This window comes from Amycolatopsis sp. WGS_07, from assembly GCF_045278895.1.
GTDB lineage: Bacteria > Actinomycetota > Actinomycetes > Mycobacteriales > Pseudonocardiaceae > Amycolatopsis.
The window spans coordinates 10,159,615-10,178,093 of record NZ_CP136053.1; the positions used below are offsets into that span (position 1 = coordinate 10,159,615).

At 68.8% G+C, this 18,479-nt stretch carries 17 protein-coding genes; 15 read left to right on the plus strand and 2 right to left on the minus strand.

All coding sequences use genetic code 11. The features are described 5' to 3' along the window. Nucleotides 1-14: 14 nt before the first annotated feature. The 9 genes from RPX00_RS47535 to RPX00_RS47575 are packed head-to-tail and all read left to right on the plus strand — an operon-like array spanning nucleotide 15 to nucleotide 9,268. Nucleotides 15-959 carry an aromatase/cyclase gene (locus RPX00_RS47535; protein ID WP_406636059.1) on the plus strand — a complete coding sequence of 315 codons (945 nt, stop codon included), beginning with the start codon at nucleotides 15-17 and terminating at the stop codon, nucleotides 957-959. After that, a complete protein-coding gene (locus tag RPX00_RS47540; RefSeq protein ID WP_406636061.1) occupies nucleotides 952-2,526 on the plus strand; it encodes an FAD-dependent monooxygenase in 1,575 nt (524 codons plus the stop codon). The genes RPX00_RS47535 and RPX00_RS47540 overlap by 8 nt, the downstream gene beginning before the upstream one ends. An 18-nt stretch (nucleotides 2,527-2,544) precedes the next feature. Beyond that, nucleotides 2,545-3,318, plus strand: a complete 774-nt coding sequence (locus RPX00_RS47545) for a cyclase family protein (protein WP_406636063.1) — start codon at nucleotides 2,545-2,547, stop codon at nucleotides 3,316-3,318. Nucleotides 3,319-3,367: 49 nt separating this feature from the next. Further along, nucleotides 3,368-4,648 (plus strand): beta-ketoacyl-[acyl-carrier-protein] synthase family protein, encoded by a 1,281-nt coding sequence (locus RPX00_RS47550; RefSeq protein ID WP_406636065.1) that lies wholly within the window; start codon nucleotides 3,368-3,370, stop codon nucleotides 4,646-4,648. Beyond that, on the plus strand, nucleotides 4,645-5,919 hold the full coding sequence (locus tag RPX00_RS47555) for a ketosynthase chain-length factor (protein WP_406636067.1): 1,275 nt from the start codon (nucleotides 4,645-4,647) through the stop codon (nucleotides 5,917-5,919). Before RPX00_RS47550 ends, RPX00_RS47555 begins: the two co-directional genes overlap by 4 nt. Beyond that, nucleotides 5,916-6,173 carry an acyl carrier protein gene (locus tag RPX00_RS47560; RefSeq protein ID WP_406636069.1) on the plus strand — a complete coding sequence of 86 codons (258 nt, stop codon included), beginning with the start codon at nucleotides 5,916-5,918 and terminating at the stop codon, nucleotides 6,171-6,173. Before RPX00_RS47555 ends, RPX00_RS47560 begins: the two co-directional genes overlap by 4 nt. A gap of 28 nt (nucleotides 6,174-6,201) precedes the next feature. After that, entirely contained in the window at nucleotides 6,202-8,052 is a 1,851-nt protein-coding gene (asnB, locus tag RPX00_RS47565; RefSeq protein ID WP_406636071.1) for an asparagine synthase (glutamine-hydrolyzing), read from the plus strand. Further along, a complete protein-coding gene (locus tag RPX00_RS47570; RefSeq protein WP_406636074.1) occupies nucleotides 8,049-8,840 on the plus strand; it encodes an FAD-dependent oxidoreductase in 792 nt (263 codons plus the stop codon). The genes asnB and RPX00_RS47570 overlap by 4 nt, the downstream gene beginning before the upstream one ends. Nucleotides 8,841-8,896: 56 nt before the next feature. Beyond that, a complete protein-coding gene (locus RPX00_RS47575; RefSeq protein ID WP_406636076.1) occupies nucleotides 8,897-9,268 on the plus strand; it encodes an FAD-dependent monooxygenase in 372 nt (123 codons plus the stop codon). A 52-nt stretch (nucleotides 9,269-9,320) separates the two neighbouring features. Here the strand turns inward: RPX00_RS47575 and RPX00_RS47580 are convergent, their stop codons facing one another. Then, on the minus strand, nucleotides 9,321-10,166 hold the full coding sequence (locus tag RPX00_RS47580; RefSeq protein ID WP_406636078.1) for an SRPBCC family protein: 846 nt from the start codon (nucleotides 10,164-10,166) through the stop codon (nucleotides 9,321-9,323). Nucleotides 10,167-10,281: 115 nt separating this feature from the next. Beyond that, nucleotides 10,282-10,758, minus strand: a complete 477-nt coding sequence (locus RPX00_RS47585) for a MarR family winged helix-turn-helix transcriptional regulator (protein ID WP_406636080.1) — start codon at nucleotides 10,756-10,758, stop codon at nucleotides 10,282-10,284. Between the two features lie 189 nt (nucleotides 10,759-10,947). Here RPX00_RS47585 and RPX00_RS47590 point away from each other — a divergent pair, with 189 nt between their 5' ends. The 6 genes from RPX00_RS47590 to RPX00_RS47615 all read left to right on the plus strand — a co-directional run bounded on the left by RPX00_RS47590 (nucleotide 10,948) and on the right by RPX00_RS47615 (nucleotide 18,406). Then, on the plus strand, nucleotides 10,948-12,585 hold the full coding sequence (locus RPX00_RS47590) for an MDR family MFS transporter (RefSeq protein ID WP_406636081.1): 1,638 nt from the start codon (nucleotides 10,948-10,950) through the stop codon (nucleotides 12,583-12,585). A 183-nt stretch (nucleotides 12,586-12,768) separates the two neighbouring features. Then, nucleotides 12,769-13,851, plus strand: a complete 1,083-nt coding sequence (dapC, locus tag RPX00_RS47595) for a succinyldiaminopimelate transaminase (RefSeq protein ID WP_406636083.1) — start codon at nucleotides 12,769-12,771, stop codon at nucleotides 13,849-13,851. Between the two features lie 31 nt (nucleotides 13,852-13,882). Continuing rightward, complete coding sequence (locus tag RPX00_RS47600; protein WP_406636085.1) at nucleotides 13,883-14,947, plus strand: methyltransferase; 1,065 nt, start codon at nucleotides 13,883-13,885, stop codon at nucleotides 14,945-14,947. A 51-nt stretch (nucleotides 14,948-14,998) separates the two neighbouring features. After that, nucleotides 14,999-15,721 (plus strand): HemK2/MTQ2 family protein methyltransferase, encoded by a 723-nt coding sequence (locus RPX00_RS47605; RefSeq protein ID WP_406636087.1) that lies wholly within the window; start codon nucleotides 14,999-15,001, stop codon nucleotides 15,719-15,721. A 712-nt stretch (nucleotides 15,722-16,433) separates the two neighbouring features. Next, the gene (locus tag RPX00_RS47610) at nucleotides 16,434-17,354 is read left to right on the plus strand and encodes a LuxR C-terminal-related transcriptional regulator (protein ID WP_406636089.1); all 921 of its coding nucleotides are present in this window, start codon (nucleotides 16,434-16,436) and stop codon (nucleotides 17,352-17,354) included. Between the two features lie 197 nt (nucleotides 17,355-17,551). Next, entirely contained in the window at nucleotides 17,552-18,406 is an 855-nt protein-coding gene (locus RPX00_RS47615) for a BTAD domain-containing putative transcriptional regulator (RefSeq protein ID WP_406636091.1), read from the plus strand. The last annotated feature ends 73 nt before the right edge of the window (nucleotides 18,407-18,479 follow it).

Below are 18,479 nucleotides of genomic sequence, written 5' to 3' on the forward strand. Positions count from 1 at the left end.
TCCGGGAGCCGAAAATGCGACACCACACCGAACATCACATCGACGTCCGCGCACCGGCCGAGGTCGTTTACCGGATCATCGCCGACGCCACCTCGTGGCCGCAGCACTTCGCACCGACGATCCACGTCGAACAGTCCCAAGTAGACGCGAACACCGAGCAGCTGGTCATCTGGGCGAAGGCGAACGATACGGTGAAGAACTGGACATCGCTGCGCGAACTCGACCCCGGCGCGGGCCGCGTGCGCTTCCGCCAGACCGTGTCCGCGCCGCCGGTGGCGTCGATGAGCGGGGAATGGACCGTCCGCGAACACGGCGACGGCACCCGGCTGGTGCTGGAGCACGACTTCTCCGCGATCGACGACAAGCCCGAGTCGGTCGAGTGGATCCAGCAGGCGACCGACCGCAACAGCACCACCGAACTCGGCAACATCAAGGCACTCGCCGAGCGTTGGGACCGCTTGGGCGAATTGCTGTTCGAATTCGACGACAGCGTCGTGGTCCGGGCGCCGCTGGCGGACGTTTACGACTTCTTCTACCGGGCCGCCGAATGGCCGTCCCGCCTCCCGCACGTGTCCAGGCTCGAACTGCGCGAGCCGGTCGAGAACGTCCAGGAGATGTCCATGGACACCTCGGCCAAGGACGGCTCGACGCACACCACCGAGTCGATCCGGCTCTGCCGCACCGGCAAGGACATCGTCTACAAGCAGACCCAGCCGCCGTCGCTGATGACCGCGCATCTCGGCCGGTGGTCGTTCACCCCGGTGAGCGACGGCGTCCGGGTGACCTCCTGGCACCGCGTCACGCTCAACGAGGAGAACATCCGCCCGGTCCTCGGCCCGGACGCGACCGTCGCCACCGCGCGCGAGTTCGTCCGCAACGCTGCGGGCGGCAACAGCAGGGACACGCTGGGCTTGGCGAAAGCGTTCGCCGAATCGGCCGCGGAGACCGCTCATGCGTGACCCGGAGGTGCTGGTCGTCGGCGCCGGGCCGGTCGGACTGACCGTCGCGCACGAACTGGTCCGGCGGTCCGTGCGGATCCGCCTGGTCGACCGCGCGGAGGGACCCGCCACCACCAGCCGGGCACTGTCGGTGCACGCGCGCACGCTGGAGATCTGCCATCAGATGGGGCTGGTCGACGCCCTGCTCCCCCGCGGACGGCAGATCGTGCACTTCACGCTGCACCTGCGCGGCCGGACGCTGGTCCGGTTCGACACCAACTACGCCGACCTGCCGACCCGGTATCCCTACAGCATCATGGTCGACCAGGTGCTCACCGAACAGACTCTCCGGGAAAGCCTTTCCGCGCAAGGGGTCGAGGTCGAGTGGAACACCGAACTCGTCTCGTTCGCCCACTCCCCCGACGGGGTGCGAGCGGTTCTCCGCGACCAGCACGGCGAGCACCAGCAGGCGGTGCCGTGGATGGTCGGCACGGACGGCGCGCACAGCGTGGTGCGCCGGACGCTCGGGTTCCCGCTGCTCGGCGATTCGACGGAAACGTGGCTCAACGCTGACGTCATGCTCGACGTTGACCTGCCGACCGACAGCCACCACCTGGTGCACGACGGCTCCGGAACCCTCCTGTGCGTCCCGTTCCCCACGCCGGGCAAATGGCGGGTGATCGACACCGAGGACACCGCGCACGACGACGACCCGGTCCGGGTCCGTGCCAGGGTCACCCAGCGGATCTCGAAGGCGCTCGGCCGTCCGGTCGCGGTGTCCGAGCCGAGCTGGATCTCGGTGTTCACCGTGCAGCAGCGCCGGATCGAGCGGATGCACTCCGGCCGGTGCTTCCTGGCCGGAGACGCCGCCCACGTGCACAGCCCGGCGTCCGGACAGGGCATGAACACCGGCATCCAGGACGGCCACAATCTCGCCTGGAAGCTCGCCTCGGTCGTCAAGGGGCACAGCGATCCGTCGCTGCTGGACAGCTACGACGCCGAACGGGTGCCGGTCGGCAAGACGCTGCTCGCCTCGACCCGGAAAGCGACCGCGCTCGTGGCCTTGCGCAACGCGCTGGCCCCGATCGCGATGCCGGCGGGCTTGGCGGTGGTGAACCGGGTCCGGCCGCTCAAACAGGCAATCGAGGGCAAGATGATCCGCGGGTTCTGCGGGCTTGGCCTGCACTACCGGGAAAGCCCGCTCTCCGTGGGCGCGCCGGACCGCGCCGGGTTCTCCCCCGGCGACCGGGTCGGCTGCTCGGCGGAGACCGAGCGCGCTTCCGTCGGCTGGCACACGCTGTACGCCGAAGAAATGACCGACCCCCGGTGGACGCTGCTGTGCACGGGAGAAGCCGGTGCGGTCAGCGACGCGATCAGCGTGCGCACGGTTTCCGAACGCGGGGACAGCGGTCCGGGTCCCCTGGCCGATCCGGGTGCGGCGCTGCGTCGCGACTTCTGGGCTCGGTCCGGACGAGTTCGCGCTGGTGCGCCCGGACGGATATCTGTGCGCGGCCGGACGGATCGGCGCTCTCGCGTCCGTGCTGCGCGCAGCCGGTTTCCGTCCCTCGGTGCGCGCTTCCGAGACTAGCCCGAAGTGAGGAAGGCGATGCGGTACCTCGATCTGTCGTCCACAGTGGACGCTTCGGCGGAGTGGGAAGCCAACCCCGTCGAGCACAAGGTCCTCTCGCCCGCGGAAGGCGCCGAGCGCATGGCCGCCCAGCTGCGGGAGAACTGGGGCATCGACTTCGACCCGGCGGTCCTCCCGATGGGCGAAATGCTGTCGCTGGACACGCTGACCCTGACCACGCACACGGGCACGCACGTGGACGCACCGTCGCACTACGGCTGGAAAACCTGCGTCGGCACGCCACGGCACATCGACGAGCTGCCGCTGGAGTGGTTCCACGGCCCCGGCGTAGTGCTCGACCTGACGTGGGCACCGACCGGAACAGTGGGCGCGGACGACCTGCGCGGGCAGTTCGACGTCATCGGTTACCAGCCGCGTCCGGGCGACATCGTGCTCCTGCACACCGGGGCCGACGCGCTGGCGGGTTCACCGAAGTACTTCACCGATTTCACCGGACTCGACGGCACCGCCACGAATCTGTTGCTGGACCTGGGAATCCGGGTGATCGGCACCGACGCGTTCAGCCTCGACGCGCCGTTCGCGCACATGATCGCCCAGTACGCCGAGACCGGGGACCGCGGCGTGCTGTGGCCCGCGCACTTCGCCGGCCGGGAACGGGAGTACTGCCAGATCGAACGGCTCGCGAACCTCGGTGCGCTGCCCGCGGCGACCGGGTTCGCCGTGAGCTGCTTCCCGGTCAAGATCTCCGGCGCGGGAGCGGGCTGGACCAGAGCGGTCGCGCTGCTCGAGTGACCCGCCCGAGGACAAGTTCGCCAATCTCCGAACGAGAAGAGGAAAGCCAGTGTCTGGACCAGACGGCGGCCGTCGAGTGCTGCTGACCGGAATCGGCGTGGTGGCGCCGGGAGGGGTGGGCGTCAAGCGGTTCTGGGACCTGCTCGCGAACGGCCGCACGGCCACCCGCACGATCACGGCGTTCGACCCCGCCCCGTTCCGCTCGCACGTGGCCGCCGAATGCGATTTCGACCCGGTCGCCTCGGGGCTGAGCCAGCAGCAGATCCGGAAATGGGACCGCACGACGCAGTTCGCCGTCGTCGCGACGCGGGAGGCGATGGCCGACAGCGGCATCAGCGGCGAAGCGGAACCGCACCGGACCGGGGTGATGCTCGGCACCGCGTGCGGGATGACCGCGAGCCTCGACCGCGAGTACGCGGTGGTGAGCGACAGCGGCCGGAACTGGCTGGTGGACGACCGGCACGGCGTGCCCTACCTCTACGACTACTTCCTGCCGTCCTCGATGGCCGCCGAGATCGCCTGGCTGGCCGAGGCGGAGGGACCGGTCGGGATCGTGTCCACCGGATGCACCTCGGGCATCGACGTCGTCGGCCACGCGACGGACCTCATCGCCGACGGTGAGGCGGACGTGGTGATCGCCGGGGCGTCGGACGCGGCGATCTCCCCGATCACCGTCGCGTGCTTCGACGCGATCAAAGCGACCACCCCGCGCAACGACGAGCCCGCTACCGCCTCGCGCCCGTTCGACCGCACCCGCAACGGTTTCGCGCTCGGCGAGGGGGCCGCGGTCTTCGTGCTGGAGGAACTGGAGCACGCTCGCCGCCGCGGTGCGCGCGCCTACGCCGAGATCGCCGGGCACGCCGGGCGGAGCAACGCCCACAGCATGACCGGACTGCGCGCGGACGGCCGGGAAATGGCCGAGGCGATCACGCACGCGATCGGCAATGCCGGGCTCGAACCCGGCGACGTCGACTACGTCAACGCGCACGGTTCGGCGACCAAGCAGAACGACCGGCACGAAACCGCGGCGCTGAAAACGAGCCTCGGCACGCACGCGTACCGGACGCCGGTCAGCTCCATCAAATCGATGATCGGCCATTCGCTCGGCGCGATCTGCTCGCTGGAGGTCGCCGCCTGCGCGCTCGCGATCGACCAGTCCCTGATCCCGCCCACCGCGAACCTGCACGAGCCGGACCCGGAGTGCGATCTCGACTACGTGCCGCTGGTCGCGCGGGAACAGCGGGTCGACGTCGCGCTCAGCGTCGCTAGCGGCTTCGGCGGCTTCCAGAGCGCGATCGTCCTGACCAAGCCGGAAAGGGCGAGAGCATGACCGCCGCGGCGGTGCGGACCGGTCCGGCGCGGGGCCGCACCTCGGTGGCGCCGGTGGTGACGGGGATCGGCGTGGTGGCCCCGAACGGGGTCGGCACAGCCGAGTACTGGGCGGCGACCTTGCGCGGGCGAAGCGGGCTCGGCCGGATCAGCCGGTTCGACCCGGCGGGCTACACCACCCGGATCGCCGGCGAGGTCGACGCCGCGGTCGGAGAGCGGCTGTCCGGGCGGATGCTGCCGCAGACCGACCACATGACCCGGCTGGCGCTGCTGGCCGCTGACGAGGCGCTCGCCGACGCGCACGCGGATCCGCGGAGCATGGCCGAGTACGCGGCGGGCGTGGTCACGGCCGCGTCCGGCGGAGGTTTCGAGTTCGGGCAGAAGGAACTGCAGGCGCTGTGGAGCAAAGGCGGCTCCTACGTGAGCGCGTACCAGTCGTTCGCCTGGTTCTATCCGGTCAACACCGGGCAGATCGCGATCCGGCACGGAATGCGCGGACCCGGTTCCGCGCTGGTCGCCGAGCAGGCGGGCGGGCTGGACGCGGTGGCCAAGGCCCGCCGCCGCATCCGCGACGGCACGGCGCTGATGGTGACCGGCGGGGTGGACGGCTCGCTGTGCCCGTGGTCGCTGCTGTGCATGACGAGGTCCGGGCGGCTGAGCCGGACCGAGGATCCGCGGCTGGCTTACCGTCCGTTCGACCTCCGCGCCGACGGCTACGTTCCTGGGGAAGGCGGCGCGCTGCTGGTGATCGAGGACCCCGCAGCTGCGCGCGAACGCGGCGTCACCGATCCGTACGGCGAGATCGCCGGTTACGCGGCGACCTTCGACCCGGCACCGGGCCGGGGCGGCGAACCCGGCTTGCGCCGCGCGATCGAAATGGCACTCGCCGACGCCGGAACCGAGCCGGCCGACGTGGACGTGGTGTTCGCCGACGCGGTCGGTGAGCCCGAGTCCGACCGGCTGGAAGCCGAGACGCTGGCCGCGCTCTTCGGTCCGCGCGGAGTACCAGTCACCGCACCGAAAACGATGACCGGCCGGCTGCTCGGCGGCGGTGCGCCATTGGACGTCGCCACCGCGCTGCTGGCGATCCGGGAAAGCGTCATCCCGCCGACAGTCCACAACGGACACAACAGCTACTCCGAAGCGATCGACCTCGTCACCGGCTCCCCCAGGCAGGCGAATCTCCGCACGGCGCTCATCGTGGCGCGCGGCTACCGCGGGCACAACTCGGCTCTCGTGGTCAGAACACTCCGGAAAGGAACCCAGTCATGACCCGCTTCACCCTCGAAGACCTCACCGTGCTGCTGCGCGAATGCGCGGGCGAGGACGAAACCACCGGCCTGGACGGCGACATTCTGGACACGGCGTTCGAGGACCTCGGGTACGACTCCCTCGCCCTGTTCAACACCATCGGCCGGATCGAGCGGGAACGCTCGGTGGCCCTGCCCGACGACGTGGTCGTCAACGCCAAGACCCCGCGCCAGCTCCTGGACGAGATCAACGGGTGCCTCGGCGAATCCGCGTGACCAGTGACTCGGAGAAGGGACAGCACCGATGTGCGGAATCACCGGATGGGTGGATTTCGAGGCTGATCTTTCGGCGGAACAGCACGTCGCACGGGCGATGACGGACACACTGGCGTGCCGGGGACCGGACGCGGAGGGCTGGTGGCTCAGCCGGCGAGCGGTGCTGGGCCACCGGCGGCTGTCGGTCATCGACCTCGAGGGCGGCGCCCAGCCGATGGTCGCCGAGGAGGACGGCGAGGCCGTCGCCGTGCTGAGTTTCTGCGGCGAGATCTACAATTTCCGCGAGCTGCGGGAGCAACTCGTCTCCTTCGGGCACCGGTTCCGCACCCGAAGCGACACCGAGGTGCTCCTGCGCGCGTACCTGCAATGGGGCGAGGACGCCGCGCAGCGGCTGAACGGAATGTTCGCCTTCGCGGTCTGGAACGCACGCCGCGAAGAACTGCTCCTTGGCCGCGACCGGCTCGGCGTCAAACCGCTGTACTACTTCCCGACTCAGCACGGCGTGCTGTTCGGTTCGGAGCCCAAAGCGGTGCTGGCCCATCCCAAGGTGCCGCGGCGGGTCAGCGCCGACGGCCTGCGGGAAGTGCTCGACATGGTGCGCACCCCGGAGCACGCGGTGTTCTCCGGGATGCGCGAAGTGCGGCCGGGCCAGCTCCTCCGGGTGACGCGCGCCGGCATCGCCCCGTCCCGCTACTGGAGCCTGAGCGCGAGCGAGCACACCGACGATCTCCCCGCCACGGTCGAGCGGGTGCGGGAACTCCTGGCGGACACCGTCGAACGGCAGCTGGTCGCCGACGTGCCGGTGTGCGTGCTGCTGTCCGGCGGGCTGGACTCGTCCGCGGTCACCGCGCTGGCCGGCCGGGCGCTCGCCGAGGCGGGCCGGGGCCGGATCCGTTCGTACTCGGTGGATTTTACCGCTCCCGCGAACGGATTCCAGCCAGACGCCGTGCGCGGGGCGAGCGATGCGCCGTTCGTCCACGACCTCGCCCGTGCCGTTCCGACCGAGCACACCGACATTCTCCTCGACAGCGACGACCTCGCGGACCCGGCCGTCCGCGCGGCTGTGCTCCGGGCGACGGACCTGCCCCCGGCGTATTGGGGCGACATGTGGCCCTCGCTGTACCTGCTGTTCAAGGCGGTCCGGCAACGGTCGACGGTGGCCCTGTCCGGCGAGGGCGCGGACGAGCTGTTCGGCGGCTACCGCTGGTTCCGCAACCCCGGCGCGGTGCACGCCGACACCTTCCCATGGCTGACGTCCGGTTCCTCGCGGTACTTCGGCGGGCTGGGCCTGCTGGACGCCTGGTTCCGGGAGAAGCTCGACATCCCCGGCAACCGGCAGGACAGCTACCGCGCGGCGCTGGCCGAGGTGCCCCGGCTCCCCGGCGAGGCCCCGGTGGACCGGCGGATGCGCGAGATCACCTACCTGAACCTGACCCGGTTCCTGCCGACGCTGCTCGACCGCAAGGACCGGATGAGCATGGCGACGGGCGTCGAGGGCCGGGTCCCGTTCTGCGATCACCGGCTGGTGGACTACGTGTTCAACGTCCCGTGGTCGATGAAGTCGTTCGACGGCAGGGAAAAGAGCCTGCTGCGCGCCGCGACCGCGGACCTGCTGCCGGACTCGGTGGTCAACCGTGTGAAAAGCCCCTACCCAGCGACCCAGAATCCGGCGTATGCGCAAGCACTGCGCGCTGAACTCCGGTGCGTCGCCGAGGACGCCGACGCACCGGTCCGGCCGCTGCTCGACCTCGCCAAGGTCCGCAAAGCGCTCGACCGCCCGCTGGGCGAGGTCAGCCGTCCCTACGACCGCGGCAGTCTGGAAATGGCGCTATGGCTGAACAAATGGCTCACCGCGTACGACGTCACCCTCGACCTGTGACCGGCGAGCGCACGGACTTCTGCGTCGTCGGCGGCGGCCCGGCGGGGCTGACCGCGGCGCTGCTGCTGGCCCGTTCCGGGGCGAAGGTGACCGTGGTCGAACGGTCCACGTCGCTGGAGCGCGAGTACCGAGGCGAGATCCTGCAGCCCGGCGGGCAGGCTTTGCTCGCCGGGCTCGGGGTGCTCGACGGGGCCCGCGCCCGCGGCTGTCACGAACACGACCGCTTCCTGCTCGAAGAACACGGCCGGGTGCTGATCAACGGCGATTACCGGCGGCTGCCCGGACCGTACAATTGCCTGCTCAGCATCCCGCAGCGGCACCTGCTCGCCGAACTGCTCGAACACTGCCACCGGGAGCAGCAGTTCAGTTATCTCGGCGGGGCCAAGGTCACCGGCCTCGTCCGCGACGACGACAGGATCCGCGGGGTGGTCTGCCGGACGGCCGCGGGAGAGCAGACCGTCCACGCCCATTGCGTCGTCGGTGCCGACGGCCGGTTCTCGAAGGTACGCCAACTGGCCGGCATCGAAAACGAGCGACGCGACCACTTCGCGCAAGACGTCCTGTGGTTCCGGCTGCGCAACCGCGGCGACGCCCCGCGCGACGTCCGCATCTTCCGCGCCGGCGGCAACCCGTTGCTGGCCTACGCCTCGGTGCCCGACCGCATTCAGCTCGGCTGGACGTTGCCCCACCACGGTTATCGCGACTTGGCCGCGCGCGGGCTCGGATACGTCAAGGAGCGGCTGCGCGCGGCCGTCCCCGCTACGCGGATCAGATCGACGCCGAGATAACCGGCTTCAAGGACCTCTCGCTGCTGGACGTCTTCACCGCCAAAGCACGGCAATGGGTGCTCGACGGCCTGCTGCTGATCGGCGACAGCGCCCACACGCAAGGCCCGATCGGCGCGCAAGGCATCAACCTCGCCATCCAGGACGCCGTCGCGGCCCACCCGGTCCTGCTGGCGTCGTTGCGAACGGGCGACGCGAGCGCCGGATTCCTGCGCCGCTACGCCGATGCCCGGCAACGGGACATCTCGACGATGACGAAAATCCAGCGGGCGCAAAGCAAAACCATGTTCTCGACCGGCACCGTCGCGGCCGCGGTCCGGCCGAAGCTGGCGATGCTGGTGTCCCGGACCCCGGTGTACCGCGCGGTGCTGCACCAGATCGCGTTCGGCAACCGGGGAATCCAGCTCCGGGCGGATCTGCTGGCGCACTGACCACCGGCTCGGGTCGGGGCACGTGTTTCGAGACCGTGCCCCGATCCGTCCATCACCGCGATCCGGTCAGGCTCTCCACGTGCGCCTTGACCGCGTGCAGCCGGTCCGCTTGCTCGGCGGTGAGAGTCTTCCGCAGCTCTTCGCGCGTCTCCGCGGCATCCGGCGCGAACCGCACGACCTGGTCGGCGCGAACCAGTACCCCGCCCTGGTTTTCGGTGAGCGTCCACCGGCCGACGTGCGCCTCGACGGTTTCCGGCAGCCGTAGCTGTTTGTACGCGATCCTGTTCGGGGGAACGAGAACCCGGGCCAGCGCCGGGCCGGGCGGGCCGCCCGCGATCGCCGGGCCGACGTCGGAGCCCCGGCGGGCCAGGAAGTCGTAAGCCGTCCTGGCCGGGCCCGCCACGAACCCCGAGGACCGGACGGTCGTGGTCAGCCGCACGATCTCCGCGCGGTTCTCCACCGCGTGTTTGAGCGCGCCCAGGAAGTCCCGGCTGCCGCGTTCCAGACTCGTCACGAGGTCGCCCGTCGTCGCCATCGCGTCCTCGGCGACGGTGAACTCGTGCAGCATGCCGGCCAGCGTGGTCCCGTCCGGCCGCGGTTCCACCGTCCAGCAGCCGCGCATCCCGTCCTCCCGCCCGTCGCCGGTTTCGTGGGCGAATTCGATGCGGGCCGAATCCGGAGCCCACCGCCGGCGAATCCGCCGCGATTTCACCAGTCCGTCTCCGGTGCCAGTCCAGATTTCGACGAGATCCTCGTTTTCGTGCTTTTCCCGGTATTCCACGTGCACGGTCCGGAGATGGACCTGCGGCCACGTGCTGAGGTCAAGGACCGCCGCCCGGACCTGCTCGGCGGAAGCCGCGACCTCGACCCGGACATCGGTGGTGAACAGTTCCCGCACGGCGAAATTCCTTTCCTGCCGGGAATGCGGCGGAAATCGTTCCCTGATTTCCGCCGGGCGATTCCGGGCAGTCTACGAAAGGAGGTTCAACGCTCGGCATAATGCGCGGGCAGCCTCAGGCCGTGCCGCCGTCCTCGCCCGCCGCGCGCAGCTGCTCGTCGAGCTGGCCGCGCAGCGCACGGAGCACCCGCAGCGTCGCGTCGAGGTCCTCGTGGGAGAACGGCTCGGCCAGCCCCTCGATCCACCGCCGTTCGATCGGGTCGAGATCCTCCAGCGCCTGTTTGCCCCGCGCAGTCAGCTGAACCAGCGGCGCCCGGCGATCCCGCGGATTAGGCCCGACCTCCACCATGCCCTCGGCCTCCAGCCGCCCCACGGTCTGCTGGACGGCCTGCCTGCGCAGCCCTCGCTCCCTCGCCAGATGGGCCACCGGAGCCGGGCCGTTCGTCAGCAGACCCATCACCTGCCAGCGCGCCGAGGTCAGGCCCACCTTGCCGGAGACCGCGTCCCCGGTACGGAGGAACCGGCCGTTCACCGCGAAGATCTCCACGGTGATGTCGTTGAGCAGCTGTCCGTCTGGCGTCAGGCCGTGCATGGAGTCACTCTAGCGCCCCGATCGCCCAGAATCGACAAGGGCTTGTCAGATTCCGCCGCGCCCGCTACCTTCGTAAACGACAAGGGCTTGTCAATCTCATCCACGGCAGAGCCCGGGTCGGTTCCTCCGGTGCGCCTCGCACCGGGCAAGTCACGGGCCGCGGCCCTCGATCACGAAGTTGGGCAAGCAATGACGGACTCCGCGCAGCGAGCCGGACAGGCGGGAGCGCGCGAGGACACCGGGGGGTTCACCCATCGGCAGATCCTCACCGCGATATCCGGCCTGCTCCTGGCCATCCTCCTGGGAGCGCTGGACCAGACGATCGTGTCCACCGCCATGCGCACCATCGCCGACCAGTTGCACGGCGAAACGGTGCAGGCATGGGCGACCACCGGATACCTGATCGCCTCCACCATCGCGATGCCGCTCTACGGCAAGCTGTCCGATATCTACGGCCGAAAACCGATGTACCTGGCCGCGATCAGCATCTTCGTCATCGGCTCCGTCGGCTGCGGCCTGTCCACCTCGATGGAAATGCTCGCGGTCTCCCGGATCGTCCAGGGCCTCGGCGGGGCCGGGCTGATGTCGCTGCCGACCGCGGTCATCGGCGACATGGCGCCCATCCAGGACCGCGCCCGCTACTTCACCTATTCCACCGCGGTGTGGGTGGCGGCGAGCGTGATCGGCCCGATCATCGGGGGCGCGTTCGCCGGCGCCGCGTCCATCGCCGGAATCAGCGGCTGGCGCTGGGCATTCCTCATCAACGTCCCGCTCGGCCTGCTCGCGCTGCTGACCGTGTACCGGCTGCTGAACCTGCGCCATCAGCGGGTCGACCACCGCATCGACTACTGGGGCGCGGCGACGCTGGCGCTGGGCATCATCCCGTTGCTCCTCGTCGCCGAACAGGGCATGACCTGGGGCTGGGGCTCCGGCATGGCGATCCTCATGTACGCGATCTCCGCCGCGGGCATCGTGCTGTTCGTCCTGCAGGAACGGCGGATGGGGGTCGAAGGGATCCTGCCGCTGCGCATGCTCCGCCAGGGCAGCATCGCCCTGTGCCTCGCGATCGCGCTGACGATCGGGGTCGGCATGTTCGGCACCGTCACGACTCTTCCGCTCTACCTGCAGCTGGTGCGGGGAATGAGCCCGACGACCGCCGGTCTGCTGATCATCCCGCTGATGGTCGGCGCGGTCATCTCCCAGTGGACGACCGGCGCGGTCATCAAGGCCACCGGCCGGTACAAACCGATCGGGCTGATCGGGCTCGGCTCGATGGCCTGCGGGCTGCTGGGCATGTCCCTCACCGGGTCCGGCACGCCGCTGTGGGTGACGATCCTGCTGGTCGCGTGGATCGGGCTCGGCATCGGGATCGCCATCACGATCATCATGCTTGCGGTGCAGAACGTGGCCCCCAAGAGCGAACTCGGCGTGGCGAGCGCGTCGGTGAGCCTGTTCCGCCAGCTGGGCGCGAGCATCGGGGTTTCCGCGCTCCTGACCGTCCTGTTCACCGTCACGTCCGGACGCATCGGCACCCTGTTCGCCGACCCCGCCGGCAACGACGCGTTCCATCAGGCGCTGCGCGATCCGGCCGTGATGAGCAAGCCGGCCAACAGCAAACTGCACGACCTCGCGCAGAACGCGAACGGCGGCGGGGTCGACCTGAACGACATGTCCTTCCTGCATCAGCTCGACCCGCAGCTGGCCCGTCCGGTGGTGGACTCGTTCGCCGCGGGCTGCCAGGCGATGTTCCTCGTCGCCAGTTTCGTGCTCTGGGTCGGGTTCTGCCTGACCTGGTTCCTCAAGGAAATGCGCATCGACCACGAATAGCGGTAATCCGCGCACTGACGGGCGCTGTCTGAGCGCTTTCCGCTCGACTCCGTCTCGAACAGCCGCGACTACGTTCGAGACGGAGTCACCAGGAAACCGTGTTCAGGAACTCTCCGATAACCGAGAGGATTTCGCCATGTCATTCGTCGCGGCCGAAAACACCCGAGGGCAGGAGCGTGCGGCATGATCGGCACCCTTCCGGCATTCCCTTGGGACGCGATCGCCGAACATCGCCGGCGGGCACTGGAACACGCCGACGGAATTGTCAATCTCGCACTCGGCGAACCAGTCGATCCGGTTCCGGAAATCGTGCAGCAGGCATTGCGTTCAGCCACCGACACCCCGGGTTACCCGCCTTGCGAGGGAACACCGGCGCTGCGGAAAGCGGCGGCGGACTGGCTCGCGCGGCGGCACCGGGTCACGGTCGACCCAGCGAACGTCCTGGCCGCCACGGGCACGAAGGAACTGATCGCCTGGCTGCCCGCCATGCTGGGCACCGGACCCGGCGACGTGGTCGCGCTGCCGGAGCTGTCGTTCCCGACCTACGAGGTCAGCGCCCGGCTCGCCGGAGCGGCCACCGTGGTCGGCCCCCTCTCCGAGGAGAGCAGGCCGCCCCGGATCGTCTGGCTCAATTCGCCGTCCAATCCGGAAGGCCGGGTGCTTTCGGCGGACCGGCTCCGGGAGATCGTCGGCTGGGCGCGCGAACGCGGCTCCATTGTGGTCAATGACGAGTGCTATCTCGAATACGGCTGGACCGCGGAACCGGTGTCGATCCTCGCCCCCGAGGTGTGCGGGGGCGACCACGAGGGACTGCTCGCGGTCCATTCCCTGTCCAAACGTTCCAACCTGGCCGGCTACCGGGCCGGAATCGCCGCCGGCGACCCGCGGCTCGTCGAAAGACTGCTCGCGGTGCGCAAGCAAGCCGGTCACATCGTTCCGGCTCCGGTGCAGGCCGCGATGATCGCCGCGCTCGGCGATGACAGCCACGTCGACCAGCAGCGGACGCGCTACCGGCGGCGGCGCGACCTGCTGCGTTCGGCCCTCGAGTCGGCGGGCTTCCGGATCGACCATTCGGAGGCTTCGCTTTTCCTGTGGGCGACCCGCGGCCAATCCTGCTGGGTCACCCTCAAGGAGCTGGCAGAACTGGGGATTCTCGTTGCCCCAGGCGAATTCTACGGCCGAGCCGGAGCCCGGCACGTGCGGGTCGCGTTCACCGCGGCCGACGAGCGCATCGGCTCGGCCGCCCGCCGGCTCTCGGCGGGCTGACCTCTTCCCGACGACGAACCCGGAGGTGACCGTGACCGTACAGCAGCGCCACTGGTCGGACGACCCGGCGACAGACCTGAGCTACCAGATCCACGGACAGTTGTTCGGAAGCTTCACCGGGCACATCATCAAGGCCTTTGTGGAACTGCACCTCGCCGACGTCCTTGCGGCCGGGCCGATGCCCGTTCCCGAGCTGTGCGCCGCGGTCGGCGCCGATCCCGGAATCCTGCCCGGTTTCCTTTCCGTGTGCGCGTACCTCGACCTGGTCGAGGTCGACGAGAACGAGAACCTCCGCCTGACCGACCGGGGCAGGCTGCTCCGGTTCAACACCTTCGACGCCAAGTTCGCCCGCTTCCTCACCGCGCCGGGGACCAACCGGATGTACGAGCAGATCTCCAGCCTGGTCCTGAGCGGCGCTCCGCCGCGGAGCATCTCGGGCCGCGGCATCTATCAGCACTTCGAGGAGGACAAGACCGCCGGGGAAGCGTTCCAGGACGTGATGACCGAACTCTCCGGCGGTTGCGTCGAGGGCCTGCTCGCCGCCTACGATTTCTCCCGGCACCGGAAGATCGTCGATCTCGGCGGCGGCAAAGGGGTGCTGCTGAGCAGCATCCTGCACAACACCCCTGGCCCGAGCGGGCTGCTCTACGAGACGCCCAGCGTCATCGAGATGGCGCGGGCGTCCATCGAGCCGACGATCTCGCGGCGCATCGAGTTCGTCGCGGGCAGCTTCCTGGAAAAGGTGCCCGCCGACGGCGATCTCTACATTCTCAAGAGCATCGTCTGCGACTGGGGCGACCACGAGGTCGACCGGATTCTCCGGAATTGCTATCGCTCCGTCCCCGAGGGAACCGCCCTGCTGGTGATCGACTGGTTCGGTCCCGAGCAGTCGCCGACGGAGATCTCCTCCGACGAGACCATTTTCCGCAATCTCTTCCTGCGCACCCTCTTCGGCGGCCGGCTGCGCTCGCAGCGGGAATTCCGCGCGGCCCTCACCGGCGCGGGTTTCCGGGTCGACAAGGTGATTCCGGAATTCTCCGCCGGTTCGCCGTTCGGTCCGCCGTCGCCGTGGAATCTGATCATCGCGCGGCGCTGAGCACCACCGCGACTCGAATCCTCCTCGATGGCCGGCATTTACCGTAATGCCATGAGCGACTCACAGAACGCCGTCGGCGAAACGAGCGCCGACGCCTACCGTCCGCTGATGTCCCCCGAGCGGGCCGAGCGCATCCGGCGCTTTCACGAAGCCATGGTGAACACCACGAAGGCCGAGGACACCGAGACGACCTCGCTGTTCGGGCTGACCTTCGTGGTGCCGCCGGAGGTCAAGCGGATCGGCCCGCTCTCCCAGCTGCTCGGCGAGGCCGTGCTGGCCGAGGTCAAACGCGGGGACCGGGTGCTGGACATGGGAACCGGATGCGGCGTCAACGCCGTCATCGCGGCCACCAAGGCGACCGACGTCCTCGCCGTCGACATCAACCCGCACTGCATGAAGACGACCCACGACAACGCGCTCCGCAACGGACTCGACGATCGCATCGAGGTGCGCGAAAGCGATATTTTCAGCAATGTCGACGGCACCTTCGACCTGATCGTCTTCAATCCGCCGTTCCGGTGGTTCGCGCCGAACACCATGCTGGAGGCCGCCACCTCGGACGAGAACTACCAGGCATTGACCAGATTCTTCCGCGAGGCCCGCCAGTATTTGGCGAAACAGGGCCGGATGATCATTTTCTTCAGCAACGCGGGCGATCTGGCTTATCTGCAGCAGCTCATCGACACCGAGGGGTTCCGGCAGGAAGTCGTCTCCCAGGTCAGCCGGGTCGTCGAGGGCCTGGACATCAACTTCTTCGTCTTCCGGCTGTCGTAAACGCGTCCCCGGAAACCGGGCAACGCTCGTGCCCGATCTCCCGCACGGGCGACCGGGCACAAGCGCCCCCGAGGGGGTGGCGGGGCTCAGGTCCGGCCGGCACCGGCGCATTTCGCCGCTGCCGCACCGTTTCCGCTCTCCTTCCCGGACCGCCACTTGCCCGGATCGGCCCAGCGCAAGACGTCCTCGACCGCGAAGCCGCCCCGCCGGGACGGCGCACGGCTCGGCACAGCCGGTACTTTCCGTTCCCCCAACGGGATGCGGGAACGTTCCGGCCGCGGAGTACGCATCTTCCCCTCCTGGAACCGACCCGAATATCGACAAGACCTTGTCGATATCCACGGTAGCGAACCCCGGCAACCTTGACAAGGTCTTGTCGAGTTTGTTAGGGTTCGGCCATCGGAAAGGCCATCGTGGCGGAAGCGGGAAACCGCGGCCATGACCGCGATTTCCCGCGAGACCGTCGCCGGCCGCGGGCGTTCTCGCGCGCGCGGGAAACGCTCCGGCACGGGCCTGGCTCCGAAACCAGCCTGGGGGAACAGCCACCACCAGTCCCGCGTCCGCAGACGGGATTCGCGCCGGATGCCGAGTGTTCCGGGCGAACCCGCCGAGAGGGAGGACTTCGACGAACCGCACTCGGCACCGCGAGCACCATCGATTACCGGAGACAAGCGCGAAGCCAGGCCGGACGCCGGCGGAGCGGAAGTTCGGCTTGGGACGTTTCGCCGTTCCCCCCAGGGTTGGAATATTCTCTCCGCAATTACTGTCCCATTATGCGCTGCTGGCCGCAGTCATAAGTTTTTCTTCGATCAGGGGTGGCGAGCGAATCGCCCGGACCGCCCGCTTGCGCGGTAGTGACGGGCTTGTCCGCCTGCTACCCTTGACTGGGTCGGACTTAGCCATGGCTGCGACGGAGACCGCCAGGCCATTCCTGGACGATCGTCGCCGGCCAGCAGCCGAGCCCCGGGGGTGGGCCGTGAAACTCGACCTGGATACCGCGAAGGTGCTCCTGATCGAGAGACAGACGCTTTTCCGCGAAATGCTGCAAGAAGTGCTGTCCATCGAAAACGATATTCAGATCATCGGCGACGCGGCCGACGAAGAATCCGCGTTTTCCGCCATTGCGCAGAGCCGTCCCGACGTGGTTCTGGTGTCCCTGCGGGACCTGGGCGGGCTGTCCGGCATCATCGACCGGCTGCACACGGCTCATCCCGGATGCCCGGTCATCGTCCTGACCGTGGCCGAGCAGCCCTTTCCCGCCGCCGACATCCTGGCCATGGGCGTGAACGGCTGCCTGGCCACGAACACCACGAGGCAGGAGCTGGTGATCGCGATCCGGTCGGTCATCGCGCGCGAGGACTGGTTCGTGCTGTCGGTGCCGAGGGAAAGCCTCGCCGCCCGCGGCGACAATCCCGGCGCGCTGCCGGGTTCTCCGGCGAATCAGCTGTCGCGGCGCGAACTCGAGGTTCTCGAACAGGTTTCGGCCGGGCTGAGCAATAATCAGATCGCGATCAGGTTATCCATCGCCGAGGGCACCGTCAAGCGGCACTTGCGGAACATCTTCGCGAAACTGGGCGCGGTGTCCCGGATCGACGCGGTGAACAAAGCGACGCTCGTTTTGCCGGTCGCGTGACCGTTTTTCCGGCGCTCCAGTCCGTCTCGGCGGTCTGGGGCGCTTTTCCGTTCCGGCGGCGAAGCCTGGCGAATGATCCGAAAGTGACATGCCCGCTGCTCCTGGTGGTACGCCGAAAGGCATCCTTGCCGGGGTCCGCGCACCACCGTTAGCCTCGGTTCGGACGACGCCATGCTCCCCAGGAAAGGCCAAGCTTTATGGAGTCGAGAGTATTAGGCCCCTTGAGACTAATACACAACGAGCGAGACATCACCCCGCACGCCCCGAAGATCAGACCCGTCCTCGCCCTTTTGCTCATGCACGCCAAACAGGTGGTCGGGGTGGACACGATCGTCGAGGAACTGTGGCAGGAGAATCCGCCGCGAAGCGCGGTCACGACGGCGCAAACCTACATCTACCAAATGCGGAAGACCTTCATCAGCGAACTCGGCCGCAAGGCAGGCGAACTGGTCATCCGCACCATTCCCCCGGGCTACGTTTTCGGCGGGGAAAACGACCTCGACGTGACGCTTTTCGACCAGCTGGTCACCGAGGCGCAGCGTTTCCGCGCGGCCGGACGGCCGGAGGAATGCGCGAACCGGGCCCGGCGGGCGCTCTCGCTGTGGTCCGGGCCCGCGCTCGCCAACGTCGAAAAGGGGGAACTGCTGCGGAACTTCGCCACACACTTGGAGGACAAGCGGCTCATGGCGCTGGAGCTGCGCATCGAGGCCGAGATGCAGCTCGGCCGGCATCGGGAACTGGTGTCCGAGCTTCGCACGCTGGTCGCCTTGCACCCGTTCAACGAATGGTTTCACAGCCAGCTCATCACGGCGCTGAACGCGGGCGGCCGCCGCTACGAGGCGCTCGAGGCCTACCGCCAGGTCCGCATCCTGCTGGCCGACGAACTGGGGTTGACTCCTTCGATCGCCTTGCAACGCCTCCACCAGGACATCCTGGTGAACGGGATGCGCGACGACTCACCGCTCGCGCCCCCCGGACGGCGGACGATCGAACGGCTCGAAACATCGGCACATCCGCGGCGGCCGCAGTTCCGGCAGGCTTGCACGAAATAGCGCGGCCTATTGCCGGACACACCTCCCGCGCTTCCGGCCAGGAAGCCGCCTTCGCCAGCGCCATCGTCGTCGC

Coding starts and splice junctions, on each gene's coding strand:
- RPX00_RS47535 (WP_406636059.1), top strand. CDS start 15: ATGCGACACCACACCGAACATCACATCGACGTCCGCGCACCGGCCGAG.
- RPX00_RS47555 (WP_406636067.1), top strand. CDS start 4,645: ATGACCGCCGCGGCGGTGCGGACCGGTCCGGCGCGGGGCCGCACCTCG.
- RPX00_RS47560 (WP_406636069.1), top strand. CDS start 5,916: ATGACCCGCTTCACCCTCGAAGACCTCACCGTGCTGCTGCGCGAATGC.
- RPX00_RS47605 (WP_406636087.1), top strand. CDS start 14,999: ATGAGCGACTCACAGAACGCCGTCGGCGAAACGAGCGCCGACGCCTAC.
- dapC (WP_406636083.1), top strand. CDS start 12,769: ATGATCGGCACCCTTCCGGCATTCCCTTGGGACGCGATCGCCGAACAT.
- RPX00_RS47615 (WP_406636091.1), top strand. CDS start 17,552: ATGGAGTCGAGAGTATTAGGCCCCTTGAGACTAATACACAACGAGCGA.
- RPX00_RS47590 (WP_406636081.1), top strand. CDS start 10,948: ATGACGGACTCCGCGCAGCGAGCCGGACAGGCGGGAGCGCGCGAGGAC.
- RPX00_RS47540 (WP_406636061.1), top strand. CDS start 952: ATGCGTGACCCGGAGGTGCTGGTCGTCGGCGCCGGGCCGGTCGGACTG.
- RPX00_RS47585 (WP_406636080.1), bottom strand. CDS start 10,758: ATGCACGGCCTGACGCCAGACGGACAGCTGCTCAACGACATCACCGTG.
- asnB (WP_406636071.1), top strand. CDS start 6,202: ATGTGCGGAATCACCGGATGGGTGGATTTCGAGGCTGATCTTTCGGCG.
- RPX00_RS47545 (WP_406636063.1), top strand. CDS start 2,545: ATGCGGTACCTCGATCTGTCGTCCACAGTGGACGCTTCGGCGGAGTGG.